At 35.5% G+C, this 14594-nt stretch carries 8 protein-coding genes; 2 read left to right on the top strand and 6 right to left on the bottom strand.

What is annotated here, in order from left to right; genetic code table 11:
• Nucleotides 1–1261: 1261 nt before the first annotated feature.
• Complete coding sequence (locus tag H602_RS0109190) at nucleotides 1262–4702, top strand: methylmalonyl-CoA mutase family protein (protein ID WP_026977737.1); 3441 nt, start codon at nucleotides 1262–1264, stop codon at nucleotides 4700–4702.
• 89 nt (nucleotides 4703–4791) lie between these two features.
• Here H602_RS0109190 and H602_RS0109185 read toward each other — a convergent pair whose 3' ends face one another.
• The 6 genes from H602_RS0109185 to H602_RS0109160 all read right to left on the bottom strand — a co-directional run bounded on the left by H602_RS0109185 (nucleotide 4792) and on the right by H602_RS0109160 (nucleotide 13651).
• Nucleotides 4792–7080, bottom strand: a complete 2289-nt coding sequence (locus H602_RS0109185) for a TonB-dependent receptor family protein (RefSeq protein WP_245574938.1) — start codon at nucleotides 7078–7080, stop codon at nucleotides 4792–4794.
• 7 nt (nucleotides 7081–7087) lie between these two features.
• The gene (locus H602_RS0109180; protein ID WP_026977735.1) at nucleotides 7088–8374 is read right to left on the bottom strand and encodes a PQQ-dependent sugar dehydrogenase; all 1287 of its coding nucleotides are present in this window, start codon (nucleotides 8372–8374) and stop codon (nucleotides 7088–7090) included.
• 231 nt (nucleotides 8375–8605) lie between these two features.
• Nucleotides 8606–8980, bottom strand: a complete 375-nt coding sequence (locus tag H602_RS0109175; RefSeq protein WP_026977734.1) for a YchJ family protein — start codon at nucleotides 8978–8980, stop codon at nucleotides 8606–8608.
• Nucleotides 8981–9072: 92 nt separating this feature from the next.
• The gene (locus tag H602_RS20105; protein WP_169516031.1) at nucleotides 9073–9213 is read right to left on the bottom strand and encodes a hypothetical protein; all 141 of its coding nucleotides are present in this window, start codon (nucleotides 9211–9213) and stop codon (nucleotides 9073–9075) included.
• Between the two features lie 148 nt (nucleotides 9214–9361).
• A complete protein-coding gene (locus H602_RS19360; protein WP_051224344.1) occupies nucleotides 9362–12913 on the bottom strand; it encodes a choice-of-anchor I family protein in 3552 nt (1183 codons plus the stop codon).
• Between the two features lie 165 nt (nucleotides 12914–13078).
• Nucleotides 13079–13651, bottom strand: coding sequence for a DUF1543 domain-containing protein (locus tag H602_RS0109160; protein WP_026977733.1), 573 nt, complete (start codon nucleotides 13649–13651; stop codon nucleotides 13079–13081).
• Nucleotides 13652–13811: 160 nt separating this feature from the next.
• On the opposite strand from H602_RS0109160, the gene H602_RS0109155 reads away from it, so the two are divergent.
• Nucleotides 13812–14519 carry a DUF4197 domain-containing protein gene (locus H602_RS0109155; protein ID WP_026977732.1) on the top strand — a complete coding sequence of 236 codons (708 nt, stop codon included), beginning with the start codon at nucleotides 13812–13814 and terminating at the stop codon, nucleotides 14517–14519.
• Nucleotides 14520–14594 lie beyond the last annotated feature (75 nt).

The following is a 14594-nucleotide window of genomic DNA, read 5'->3' as shown; positions in this document are numbered from 1 at the left end:
AACTTTCGTTCCTAATTTCTCTCCTCATAACCTACTCAATCTCTCAATGAACTTATTCTCTTGCGGGGTGCAAAGATAACTTCTTTTTTAACTCTGACAAGCTTTTTTGAAAATATTTTTAAGCTTATTTTCTCCAAATCTTAATCCTCATTATTCTTATGAACTATGCCTCTTAGCGGGTGCAAAACTAATACTTATTTTCTTATCTCGCAAATTTATTTTTAGCTTATTTCTAACCCTCTTCGCTTTGATAAAAACCAGTATTTCGTATGAACTTCGCCGTTGTTGCGGGTGCAAAAGTAACACTTCTTTTTACTTAATCAACACTTAATTTTAAGAAATTGTAAAGTATTTTTTAAATCGCTTTATTTGTGTGGGTTAAGAACTGCAATTAATTGAATTCGATCGTAAATTATCTGAAAATCTTTATACATGCCATTTCACAGCTTGAAATGATACAAATATTGAGGTGAACAAAAGAAGTAACTCATGTTATACCGGTATATAATACATCTTAATAGATACCTACTGCCATTCCCCACTCTATTATCTAGTAGAAATAAATTATATTTCCTTAAAGGTAGAAAGCATCTTGCAAATTAAGGAACACATCACCCTCCACTAAAACCTAAATATCGTTGAAGCAATTACTCGATATGTCTAGAAGGCATTTCAAAACCTGAACTTAAAATTTACAGAAGGTATATTTTATTCCGAGAATCATAATTTGTAATGACTAGTATCAATTTTAGATATTAAAAACTCATACCTATATATAAGGAAGAACTCAATCAAAAATTAATCAAATGGAACTTCTATACATTATTGCTAAATTTATCGAACCCCTCCCCTATCTTTCATACTATTAGTGAACATAAAAGTGATTTTATCTATGACCTATTGAGTGAGCAGAAGTTTCAAAATCAAATGCATTATCAGCTAAAATTAGATACCGCACTGCATAAATAAAAAGCACAATAAATACAGTGGATTATGATTTGATAGTATAATGTAGATAATCAAAATATTGCCAATCTAAATTGGGTGTGTAAAAGTAAATAATGACTATTACTAGCGATTGATTTTAATTGCTCGGAATTGAATACAAGCAGTAAGTAAGTATTTATTTATATTATCGCACTAAACAAAAAATCAGTTCCAGCAGCTGCTATATCGCACTATACAAAAACCACTAAGAATTAATTCGCATAAAATTTTTATAATTCGTAAATTGCGGGCTTAAAATTACTTTTAAATCAATATGGAACAAGCAACACCTTATATACCTATAAATAAAGTCAGAATTGTAACAGCAGCTGCTCTTTTTGACGGTCACGATGCAGCAATTAACATTATGCGTCGTATTATTCAATCTACTGGCGTGGAAGTGATTCATTTAGGTCACGACCGAAGTGTGGAAGAAGTAGTGAATACTGCCATTCAAGAAGATGCGAATGCCATTGCAATTACTTCTTATCAAGGAGGACACAACGAATATTTCAAATATATGTACGACCTTTTGAAAGAAAAAGGAGCGGGACATATTAAGATTTTCGGTGGTGGAGGTGGAGTAATTCTCCCTGTTGAAATTAAAGATTTGCAGGATTACGGAATCACTCGAATTTATGCTCCAGATGATGGACGTGAGTTGGGATTGCAGGGAATGATTAATGATTTGGTTCAAAAATCAGATTTTCCAATTGGAGATAAGTTAACGGACGAAGCCGACCATTTAGAGGCTAAAGTACCAACAGCGATTGCTCGTGTAATTTCGGCAGCGGAGAATTTCCCAGAAATAGCAAAAGCTACGATGGACAAAATTCACACGCTAAATGAATCCTCTAAGATTCCCGTTTTGGGAATTACAGGAACTGGTGGTTCGGGAAAATCTTCTTTAGTGGATGAATTGGTTCGAAGATTTCTTATTGATTTTCCAGAAAAAACTATTGGATTGATTTCAGTTGACCCTTCCAAAAGAAAAACAGGAGGTGCTTTATTGGGAGATAGAATTCGAATGAATGCGATTAATAATCCGAGAGTTTATATGCGTTCGTTGGCTACTCGTCAATCGAATTTAGCTTTGTCGAAATATGTTGCCGAAGCCATTCAGGTTTTGAAAGCGGCAAAATACGACATTATTATCCTTGAAACGTCTGGAATTGGGCAAAGTGATACCGAAATTATGGACCATTCTGATGTTTCGCTTTATGTGATGACGCCAGAATTTGGTGCCGCGACACAATTGGAAAAAATCGACATGCTTGATTTTGCTGATTTGGTAGCAATTAATAAATTTGACAAACGCGGTTCGCTTGATGCATTGCGTGATGTGAAAAAACAATACCAGCGAAATCATAATCTTTGGGATGCGAATCCTAATGATTTACCTGTTTTTGGAACGATTGCTTCGCAGTTTAACGACCCAGGAATGAACACGTTGTATAAAGCGATAATGGATAAAGTTGTTGAAAAAACCGAATCAGATTTGGTTTCTACTTTTGAAATTACGCGTGAAATGAGCGAGAAAATCTTTGTGATTCCACCACATAGAACACGATACCTTTCGGAAATTGCCGAAAACAATAGAAAATACGATGAAACGGCAGAAGGACAACGACAAGTTGCTCAAAAGTTGTATGGTATTTTCAAAACCATTGAAACGGTTTCGGGGAAGAAACCTGAAATCAATAAAGTGGGTATTGACGATAGTTCGGTTTATCCGAGTGCGAAAGAAGAAGACAATCAAGACCGCATTTTCTTGAACTTATTATTGAATCAGTTTGACAAAGTCAAAATGGATTTGGACCCTTACAATTGGGAAATTATCTTGACTTGGGATGAAAAAGTAAATAAATATAAGAATCCGGTTTATTCGTTTAAAGTTCGCGATAAAGAAATTAAGATTGCAACCCATACCGAATCCCTTTCACACTCACAAATCCCAAAAATAGCTTTACCAAAGTACGAAGCTTGGGGTGATATTTTGAAATGGAATTTACAAGAAAATGTACCTGGGGAATTTCCTTTTACATCAGGTTTGTATCCTTTTAAAAGAGAAGGTGAAGACCCTTCGAGAATGTTTGCTGGTGAAGGTGGACCAGAACGAACCAACCGTCGTTTTCACTATGTAAGTGCTGGATTACCTGCAAAACGTTTGTCTACGGCATTTGACAGTGTGACTTTATATGGAAACGATCCTCATTTACGTCCTGATATTTACGGGAAAATTGGAAATGCAGGAGTTTCTATTTGTTGTTTAGACGATGCGAAAAAGTTGTATTCTGGATTTAATTTGGCACACCCATTGACATCAGTGAGTATGACTATTAACGGTCCGGCACCTATGTTGCTAGGGTTTTTCATGAATGCTGCAATTGACCAACAATGTGAATTGTACATCAAAGAAAACGGCCTAGAGAAAGAAGTTGAAACTAAAATCAACGCCATTTATAAGAAAAAAGGATTACCAAGACCTACTTATAACGGGACACTTCCTGTTGGAAATGACGGATTGGGATTGATGCTTTTAGGAGTTACTGGTGATTTGGTTTTGCCAAATGATGTGTACCAAGACATAAAAGTAAGAACGCTTTCACAAGTTCGTGGAACAGTTCAAGCGGATATTTTGAAAGAAGACCAAGCTCAAAACACGTGTATTTTCTCTACGGAATTTGCGTTGCGATTGATGGGTGACGTTCAAGAATATTTCATTACCAATAATATCAGAAACTTTTATTCGGTTTCGATTTCCGGTTACCATATTGCAGAAGCGGGTGCTAATCCTATAACGCAGTTGGCCTTTACGTTGTCCAATGGATTCACGTATGTTGAATATTATTTGAGTCGTGGAATGGACATCAATGATTTTGGACCTAACTTATCGTTCTTCTTCTCGAATGGAATTGACCCAGAATATGCTGTAATTGGTCGTGTGGCTCGTAAAATTTGGTCGAAAGCCCTGAAAAATAAGTACGGTGCTAACGAAAGAGCTCAAATGTTGAAATACCATATTCAAACATCAGGACGTTCGCTACATGCACAAGAAATTGACTTTAACGATATTCGTACGACTTTGCAAGCTTTATACGCTATTTATGACAACTGTAATTCATTGCATACCAATGCTTATGATGAAGCGATTACGACTCCAACAGAAGAATCAGTTCGTAGAGCAATGGCAATTCAGTTGATTATCAATAAGGAATTAGGTTTGGCAAAAAATGAAAACCCAATACAAGGTTCATTCATTATTGAAGAGTTAACGGATTTAGTGGAAGCTGCCGTATTGATGGAATTCGACAGAATAACTGAAAGAGGTGGTGTTCTTGGTGCGATGGAAACGATGTACCAACGTTCTAAAATTCAAGAAGAAAGTATGTACTACGAAATGTTGAAACATACGGGTGAATTCCCAATTATTGGTGTAAATACGTTCTTGAGTTCAAAAGGTTCGCCAACAGTTATTCCTGCCGAAGTAATTCGTGCAAGTGAAGAGGAGAAGCAATTTCAAATTACGACTTTAAATAATTTACATAAATTTCACAAAGACGAAACTGCGGAACAATTGGCAGTTATTCAAGATGCTGCAATTAAAAACCAGAACATGTTTGAGCAGTTGATGAATGCGACTAAAATTTGTTCTTTAGGAGAGATTACGGCTTCGTTGTTTGAAGTGGGTGGTCAGTATCGAAGAAATATGTAAGTAAGAAAATAGAGCATAGAGCATAGAATAAAGAATAAAGACCTTTCAGTAATGAAAGGTCTTTTCTTATTTAAGATAATTTGTAAATTTTAAAACAAGTAATTTACCTGCAATCCTCCGTAATAATTTCTAGGGTTTCCTGGATAATAATAGCGAGGAGCATTACCTCCAAATCCAGTAGCATTTGTAACTATACTAGCAGCATACTGCTTGTCCAAAGCATTATTTATTCCACTATAAATATTAAATTTCAGATTTTCGAAAACAGTAAATGAATATGCCGCTTTGAAATTCAATAATTGGTAGGAATCAGTTGTACCTGTATTGGCATCGTTCAATTGCATTTCGCCAATACTTCGGAAATTTCCGAAAAATTCAAATCCGTTATTTGTTGCAAGATCTATACCTACGTTTACAGTGTATGAAGGAACTCCCGGCAGTTTTTTGCCAGAGAAATCGCTATCATTGTCTATGAATTCGTCAAATTTAAAGAAATTTAAAGCAGTACTTAAATAGGGTTTGATCTCAACAACTTTACTCAATTGCACCCTATAATTGGTTAAGAATTCAATTCCATTGTGATTGGTACTTCCCGCATTTATTCCCACATATTGGTCCTCACCCACTCTTTTTGCTACCAATAAATTTTCTATTTGAATGGAAAAAACTGCTATCTCTGTATACAAGTTTCGGTCCAGCCAATTTCCTTTAAATCCCATTTCATAATTCGTTCCCGTTTCTGGCTCGAGATTGGTATTAATTTGTCCCTCTGGTGTCAACGTTTCTGCAACATTTGGCGTTGAAAATCCTTGACTTACGGACGCGTAGATATTTTTTCCAGGTGAAATTTCATAACTGGTTCCAATTCTTGGTGATAAAATAGTTTCAAATTTATAATCGCCCGTCTGGTTTACTCCGTCTTGTACAAACAAATCTATCAACCCATATTGAGTAGTATTTATATTAAAACCCAGCTCTAAGTTCCATTTTTCTAGTATGTCAACGTTTATTTGAGCAAAAAAGTTACTGTAATTCCGGTCCTGTTCATTACTGCTCAGTCGCTCGCCGAGAATACTGCCTTGATCGGGAAAGTCTTTATACAGATTTTTGAACGTTCCCATTTCATACCACTCCTTATAATATTCTCCACCAAAACTGATTTCTGATGGACGTTCAAAAAGTTTGGTGTGCAAATTAAATCGGGTTCTTACTCCCGTTGAAATGCGGTTTTCATTTAAAATATCAAAAGGTCGCGGCTCATAACCGTCTCTAAAACTAACGAAAACACTCGTGGTATTGCTAATCTTATCAGAAATAAAAGTACTGTATGAACCTCCAAGAATACCACGATCGTAAGATTCAAATCCTTGCGAAGCAGCCCAACTTGCATCTGCAATTTCTGGATTATTTATGAAATTTTCTTCATTTAATGAACTGGGAATGAATGCTTTTAATTTTGTGAAATTTGCCAAATAGGTAAATTTACCACGCGTTCCTGATTTTATACTTCCATTTACTAAAGCTGACGTTCTCTTATATTTTCCATTTTCACGTGATCCATCACTGGTTAAGTTACTTAAAGTAGCAAAAAAAGATGCGTTTTCATCTGAAGTAGACGCTTGGATTACTTGCTTGTACGTATTAAAGCTTCCAAATTGGCTACTCACATTGGCCTGATTTTTTTCTTTGGTAAAGGTTTTGGAAAACAAATTTATCGAACCACCGAGTCCTGCTCCATAAATGCTCGAAGTTGGTCCTTTTATGATTTCAATTCGCTCAACGCTTTCTTGATCAAAATCGTCTAAAGTTAAATCGCCTTCTGCAGTTGCAATTGGAATTCCGTCATAATAGGATTGAATTCTATTGGTACTGTATTGCGATCGCGCGCCAATTCCTCGAATTGAAATTTTATTGGTATTCAATGCTCCTTGATTGACGTAAATTCCAGGTGCGTTATTGAAACTTTCCAATATATTAGTAGCGTCAGTTCTGCTAAAATCAGCCGAATTCACAATATTAATTGAGGCTGGAGCTTTTTGAATTGTTTGCGGAATGCTACTACTTCTGACAATTACTTCTGAAAGCACTTCCGCGAGTGGCTTTAGGAAAAGGATTTGATTTACATTTTCAGCGTTCAGTACTTTACTTCTAGTTTCAAAGCCCATCTTTTGCAACTTAACTTCTGTACCAACCAATTGTTTTGGCACTATAAAAACACCCTCACGGTTAGAAAAAGTTATGAGTTTCCCTTCGTGAAAAAGCTGTACATTTTCAACTGGCTGATTGGTTGAAGCATTAAAAATTGTAAATTGATACTCTTGCGCGAATAAATTAGCTGCACACAAAAAGCACAAAATTAAGAATATTTGATTTTTCAATGGGATACTATTTAATTGCTGAAACACTCCAAACTATTCCCGCATCGTCATCACTCACTAGCAAATCACCCGATTTAGTTACGCTAATTCCTACAGGTCGACCGTGAACGGTACTTTGCGAGTCATCGGCAATAAAACCAGTTAAAAAATCTTCGGGTTGACCGGGATTTCCTTTGGCGTCAAACGGCACAAAAACTACTTTGTATCCTGAAAATACCGCACGATTCCATGAGCCATGTTGCCCAATAAATGCACCATTTACATATTTTTTCGGAAATTTTTTGTCGTTATAAAATACTAATCCAAGTGACGCGGTATGAGGTCCAACGGGAACATCTGGCATAATAGATTGATTTACTAGCTCAATATGTGGATCGTTTTCCCAGCGAGGATCTTTAATTTTTCCAAAATATGAGTACGGCCACCCGTACCAACCGTTTTCCTTAACACTTGTAATGTAATCGGGAACAAGATTATTTCCCAGTTCATCACGCTCATTTACTGCAGTCCAGAGTTGTCCCGTAACTGGATTCCAGTCCATACCAACTGGATTTCGCAAACCGCTGGCGTATAATTTTTCGCCGCTTCCATCGGGATTGATTTCTAAAATGGCAGCACGTCGGATTTCTTTTTCCATACCGTATTCGCCTACATTACTTGCAGAACCTACAGAAACATAAATTTTGGTACCTTCTTTATTCGCTAATAAATTTCGAGTCCAGTGGTTGTTATAACCTCCAGCGGGAAGCGTTAAAATTTTATCGCCATTTCCTTCAACTTTTGTATCACCAATTTTATATGGATAACGGTATACACCATCCGTATTGGCAACGTAGAAAAAATTATTGAGTACCAACATACCAAAAGGTTGATTTAGATTTTCTAAAAAGGTGGTTCGTTCTGCAATTCCATCACCATTTTTATCTTGCAGTACACTAATTCGATTGGCGCTATTTTTAGTGTTCGCCTCTACAACAAAAATAGCTCCGTCTGGCGCGATATACGTTTGCCTTGGATGAATTAAATTTTCAGCAAATTTTGTCACCAAAAATCCTTCAGGCGCTTGAGGTTTTTTATCACCCCAACCTATAACTTTACTATTTTTTTCGATAGATTTTGAAGAATACGGCGGAACAATGGTCAACGGCCCAATTGCGGTTTCCACTACATCATCGGGACGAGTGGCTAATGCTGCTTTTCGACTTTCACTTAATTTGGTATTGACTTGTGCTTGAACTGGAAGTGCTAAAGCGCATAAAATTCCAGCTGCAAGAAGAATAGTACTATTTTTCATATCTGTTTTTTTTTAAAGAATCTTAAAATTAAGTTTAATTCGAATTTTAAAAAAGAACTAATAGTAATTATAAGTTTACTTTAACAAACATAAATGTAACGTTGAGAGACCAGTTTTGTTCTCATTAAATTAATATTGCAATAGCTGCATTTTAAGTAAGCTGAAATTGCATTATTCAGAAAAAAACATAATTTTTTTTGCGAAAAACTGCTGTTTCAGACTTTCTCCCTTTTAATTAAAAATTCCATCTACATAAAACCAACTTCCATTATCAAAGGTAAAAGTAGATTTTTCATAATGAATTTGAGCCTTAAGACTTTCGTCTAAATAGTACGCTTTGAATTCTACTTTATCTTCAGAAGTAGAAATGACTTCTAAATTTACCCAAATATTGGACTTTGACCAATCTAATATATCGCTTTTTTTATGGAATTTGCGAGTAGATAGATGCGTGGTTGCTACTAAATAATCCGCTGCTTGAATGCAATAAGCCGAATATCTAGAGCGCATTAATTCTTCAGCGGTAGCCGCTTTTACATTCCTATTAATTTTAGGTTCGCAGCAACGCTCAAATAAAATTTTAGCACCACAGTAGCAATTTTTCATAGCATTTAAAATTGGTGACTTATACATTTAAATCAATTTGCAGTACCTACTAATTCAAATTAATACTGCTGAAAACTGACTATTTTAAAATATTACTCTTTACTTTCATTGAATTTTTTTACAATTTCCTTCAATTTCTCCTTTCGAGTAACTGCCGCTTGCTTCGCTTTCGCTTGTTCTTTATGCAGTTTATCGTTGTGCTTTTTGATGTTTTTATCCGTATTTCGACTCATGATTGTAATTTAAAATAGGACGCAAAGGTACACAATAATGTAAGGATAGAAAATCCATTACGAATTGGGTTTGGATATTTGTTGTATGGATAAACAAAAAAAAGACCCTTCTTTCGAAAGGTCTTTCTTAATTTGGAAAAGAAGAGGTTTATTCAATAATTATTTTTTGGATAAATTCTCCGTTTGTTTTTAGTAAATACATTCCCGCAGGGTAATTCATTTCTAAACTCGTAACGTTTTGTTTTTCTGTAATTTTTCTTCCAAAAAGGTCAAATAAACTTATAGAAACTGTTTCATTAAAATAAAGCAATCCGTTAGTTACTGGGTTTGGATAGGCTACAACAGTTTTTTGGTTTGGCGTGAAATCAGTGTTTGACAATACATCATTTGTAATTTGGTAAATGCTTAGTGTTGAACTCACCTCATTTGCCATAACCACTAAACCTGTAGTCAAAGGACTATCTGTTGGGTTGATATAAATTATTCCTTCTGGACCTAAATCGGAAGTAACATCTGTTGTACCTCTGTTATTTTTGTAGGAAATAAATACAGGAGCCATTGGATTAGTTACATCATAGGTCATCATTCCTCCAATTCGCTCTAGCGTGATAAATGCATAAACAGAACCGTTGATAGTTCCAACCGTTATTCCTTCTGGTTCTGGACCTTTGTTGTCACTTCTGTTTTTAAAATCATCATTATCATTACTTACGTTGAAAAATGCTCCAAATGTTGGGTCATTTGCAGTGATAACTTCAAAATCATCTCCACTATCGTATACTAGAGCACCTGTTGTTGCATTCCAAATACTAAAAGAACGGGTTCCAAATACGTGAATTTCATCAAAATCGCCATCGTTATCTGTATCTCCAGATTGATTGGTTACATTTAGTCGACCTAAATTGCTATTCTTTTTTAAGAAATCTGCATTAGGAAAAATCGTTGGATCTAGTACATAAGCACTACTTCCTACACGAGCTTCTTCTGCTAAACCACCATAATCTCTTGCGTCACCTTCATTTGCAGTTACTAAATAAGTAGTTCCGTTTACGGTATAATTTGCTATTGCATCTGGCATGTACATTCCTTTTACTGGCCAATTACTCATGAAAATTTCACTCATTTGATCGCTCGTGTCTAGTGTGTTTCCAGCTAATGCATGATCCTTCAATCCTAATGGAGTAATTGTTGTAATTTGGTTGGTTACCAAATTAATAGTTGCCACTGCATTGTTTTCTTGTAAAGTTACCCAAGCAGTTAATCCGTCGTCGGCAACTGTAATGTATTCTGGTTCCAAATCATCTGAAACCGAAGCATTAGGTCCAAAAATCCGAACACCACTTGCTTTTAAAGCAGCTAATTGGGTGTCAAAAGCATTAAAGTTCAAGTTTGTAACATCCGATTGTGTTACATTATTATATCCGTTTGAAACATTAATAATAGAAATACTTCCTTCTGGATCAATAGTGTAGTCGTCATTAGGTTGTCCTTCATTAGCAACAAGAACTTTTGTTCCATCTGGTGTGAAGGTTACCATATCAGGCAAAATACCTGCATTAACAACCGAACCAATTACTCCATCGGTAGTCATGAAAATTACCTTTCCTGGAGCATAGTTAGCACTTTCCACAGTTGCAGCAATAATTCCATTTTTAAAGGCAATACTAGTCCCACCAATTCCATAAGAAGATAAATCAATTGAAGCAACAGAAATTATTGCAGATGGATTTGAAAAATTCAAAATTTCAACTTTACTAGCAGTTGAATTCATTACAAACAAACGTTGTGTAACAGGATCATGTGCTACAATTTCTGCCGAACCGGAAGGGTCTACAACATAATTGGTAAGAAAATTAATATTTAAACCTGTAGAAGCGGTTGGAACTTCAACTTCATCGTCCAGAATATAAACCGTTGCAGCTTCTAAACCGCTAATTGCACCTCCAACAGGATTAGAAATACCTACTGTAAAATAATGATCTCCACCTGCTACAGCATTGTTGTTTAAAACTACCGCCACAGATTGTGTTGTAGAACCAACCGGAAATGTTACGGTTTGATTGGTAAATGTATATTCGGTACCGTTCGTTGCATTAGTAGCATTTTCTACAATTGCTAAATCTACCGTAACAGCTGTAGTTGACGCGTTAGATAAATTAATAGTTAGTGTTGCTGTTCCTGCATTTTCGCTTACTACAATTGTTTCTTCGTCAAAAGACAAATTAGAAGTTAAAACTGCCGAAAAAGTTCCTGGAGAAGCAAATACATCTAAGCCTAAAGATTGTCCTACTAAGTTACTCGCTGGAGCCCAATTACTTCCGTCGTTTAAAGTTCCGTTCGGATTTAATAACTCTAAAGATGGTCCGTTTCCATCAGGTGATAAAGGCCAAGGAGAAGCATCGTCATATTCTACCGAGCTAATTACAGTTCCAGAAGCATTTACAATTTGTAAAAGTTCGCCACCATTTCCTAAAGCGTTGCTAATTCCTTGTGGCATATCTAGAAAAGAAACACCGTAAAAAGCATCAGCACTTACTTTATCAGTTGCTAATAAAACAATTCCACCAGCAGCTAAAGTTTGTTCGTTAAAAGTAAATAAGAAATTCCCTTCGTCTTTTACTTGAATTCCTCCTAGAGAAATGGCAGTACTTGAGGTATTATAAATTTCTAAAAATTCCAATTGATTCGAGTTATCCGATGGTGCATTGTACATAATTTCTGTGATAACTAAACCTGTAGTTAAAGAATTGAAGTACAAATTATCACTTGTATAAGCGGTTGCCAATGCATTATTAGCAGTATCCATAACATTGGAAACGGTTAATTGATACGCTGTTCCAACCGTAAAACCAGAATGGGTTAAGGTTACCGTGTTTAAAGATGCATTATAAACCGCACCTGTTATAGTTAAGGCTGGAGAAAAAGAATAATTAGCTGTATTTTGTGCAGAAGCAGAAGTTAATTCTTCTGAAAAAATAACATCAACTGTAGTTTGTGTTGCAACGGATGCTGCAGCAACTGTTGGTGCAGAAGTATCAACTGCAGAAATTACAAACATTGTAGCGTTGAAAGGCAAATCTGGGGCTGTTCCGTTATTGTGGTCGTCAGCATTAGAATCTTCCATTTGCCAATTTAATATATTATTTAATTGCGAAATATATCCGTTTGCATCTAAGCCCGTTCGAATACCGTTGTAGTTTGCCATATCGGTTCCTTCTGCTAAAGCAATTGCTGTAGAACCAATAGTTAAACCTGAATTGGATAAATCTCCAAAAGCATTGGAAGAATTAGAAATAGCAGCTAACATTGTAGTTACCGTTCTTGGAGAAGTTCCTAGGAATGCAAACATAGCATCGCTTGAAGAGGAAATTCCACCTGCATTGTTTACCGTAATACTTCCAATAGATGGAGCAATTGTAGCACTTATGCTGTTGATCGAGATTACAGTTCCCGCAGGAATTACTGCACTTCCGGAATTCCAAGTAAAATCGCCTTCATCTGTTCCAAAACTGGCTCCGTTCCATTCGGAATCGCAAAAAATAATGGTAGAATTCGCAGGGATTTCTTTAAAAGTTACAAAGGCGATGTCATCATCTCCATCTGCATTAAAACCAACGAAAGCAATATCGCCGGTTGAAGTTAGTTGTGCTTGAATTCCAACGGATAAAAGCAGGATAAGAAAGGTAAATTTAAATTTCATAAGTTGTGTTTTTTGTTGTCCACAAACTTATTTATCGCATTGTCAAAAAGCGTTACCTAAAAATCACTAATACGTTTGTATAAAGCCAAGAAAATGTTGTCTTAAAATTAAGAAGTTAATCTACTGTGAAGGCTAGAGCGCTACTTTATACTATTAACTATTTATTTATTTCAATGCTTTTATTTTTAAATATCCAATATGCAATTCATCTTCCGCTTTAGGTTCTGACAAAACAGAAAGTTTTAGCTGGTATTTTGATTTTGTTGCAGTGTTTAATAAATCAGCAACTTTATGCGAATCATCCACATCGATTCCATATTTATCATCAATATGCGATTCGCCTCCTTTTCCATCAAATCCATAGTGTTTATAAAAAATAGATTTTTTTGCTTTTTTTATTGCCACAGCCATTTTTGGCTCAACCGCTAGCATTTTATAATGGTATTCTTCAAATTCACCCGGTTTGTACCCTCCTAAATTTAAAAAATAGAGATTGTTTTCTGCTACTTCAATATCCAATTTAGGCACTACCTCAATAGAATAATCGTCCACCACCGAAATTTCGCGCCAAGCGTCAATATGCAATTTACCTTTGGCTTCAGGCCAAAAAAGGTTCATTTCAGGGACAAGTTCGGTTAGACTTTCTCCAATTCCGAAGAAAATATCGTGTTGTTCGGTCGTGCGTCCTTTTGGCGTACAGCCTAACAAGATCATAAATAATTTGGGGTGTTTATCCATTTTACAAATATAACCAAAGTTGGTAATTTAATAAAGAAGATACACTCTGAAACTGCGATAGATTTTAATTTTACCGCCAGTATTGGCCGCTTTTTTAACTTTTAGCACAATTTTGTACAACTTGTAAAACAAACACTTCGTATCTTTGAAAAAAAACAAGATGAAAAAAATAGTATTAGGTGTTTTTGCTTTTAGTTTATTTGGATGTGCAGAATTACAGCAAATAGCCAACCAATATCCAGGTATTGGAACAATGGGTAATACAGAAATTGCTTCGGGATTAAAGGAAGCATTGAATAATGGAATTACGAAAGAAGTTACCAAATTAACGGCTACAGACGGTTTTTATAAAAATCAAGCGGTTAAGATTTTACTTCCAGCCGAATTGCAAAAAGTGGATAAAGGTTTGCGCGATATTGGATTGGGAAGCCTAGCCGATGAAGGTATAAAACTGCTCAATCGTGCTGCAGAAGATGCGGTAAAAGAAGCTACTCCAATTTTTATAGATGCCGTGAAAGGTATGACTTTTACGGATGCAAAGAATATTTTATTAGGAAGTAATAATTCTGCCACTATGTATTTGCAAAATTCAACTACTCAAGCTTTATATGGTAAGTTTAATCCTGTAATTCAGAAATCGCTTTCAAAAGTGGGAGCTGATGCCGCATGGAAAAATATCATAACCAAGTATAATGCTATTCCTTTAACAGCAGATGTCAATCCTGATCTTAATGATTACGTAACCAATAAAGCATTGGAAGGCGTTTTTAAAATGATTGCCGTTGAAGAGCAAGACATTCGTACCAACTTAAATGCAAGAACGTCTGATTTGTTAAAGAAAGTTTTTGCAATGCAGGATAATAAGTAAATGAAAGGAATCAGCCATAGAGTTAATCTTTTTAATATCAATAACATACAGTTAACAATAACTTAACAATGTATA

Origin of the sequence: Flavobacterium tegetincola DSM 22377 (assembly GCF_000425485.1) — a bacterium.
In the GTDB taxonomy this organism is placed as follows: Bacteria; Bacteroidota; Bacteroidia; order Flavobacteriales; family Flavobacteriaceae; genus Flavobacterium; species Flavobacterium tegetincola.
The sequence above is the reverse complement of the archived record's forward strand: the minus strand, read 5'-3'. Positions and strand labels throughout refer to the sequence as shown.